Annotated in this window: 1 pseudogene; it reads left to right on the top strand. The window is 44.6% G+C overall.

The window, feature by feature from the left end:
* Positions 1–493: pseudogene (locus R7R24_RS29615) on the top strand (exopolyphosphatase); the annotation flags it as partial.
* Positions 494–549: the final 56 nt, after the last annotated feature.

The following is a 549-nucleotide window of genomic DNA, read 5'->3' as shown; positions in this document are numbered from 1 at the left end:
CGCACGCGAGATGCTTGAACAAGTACATTCTGAGCTTGGGATTAAAAAGAAAAGCGAACTGTTTGATTTATTAGAATGGGCCGCTCTGCTGCATGAAGTTGGGCTAAGCATCAACCTACGCAGCTTCCATCGCCACTCGTTTTATATTCTTCTGCATTCAACCCTGCAAGGTTTTAACCGTGAGCAACAACTCGTCTTGGCGACGCTTGCACGCTTTCAACGCAAAGCGCTAAGGCTCAATGAGTTGCCAGAGTTCAACCTCTACAAACAAAGTGATGTGTTAAGCCTGATTAAGATTCTTCGTCTGTCCATAGTCCTTAATGGGCAACGCAACGACGACCCACTACCTGACATCACTTTATCGATCAAAGGCGATGAATGGATGCTCACTTGTACCGATGAAGCATGGTTAGATAATAATAAGTTGCTGCATGCCGATTTGCTGGAAGAACAAGATAGATGGGCAAGTGCGAAGTGGACACTCACTTTTTAGTTTTCGGTACAATGAAAAAAGTCGGCTTAAAGGCCGACTTTTTTTAACTCTTCCGC

The sequence above is a fragment of the Vibrio sp. 704 genome, assembly GCF_033339295.1.
Note: the sequence above shows the minus strand (reverse complement) of the source record. Positions and strands in the feature narration are given on the sequence as shown.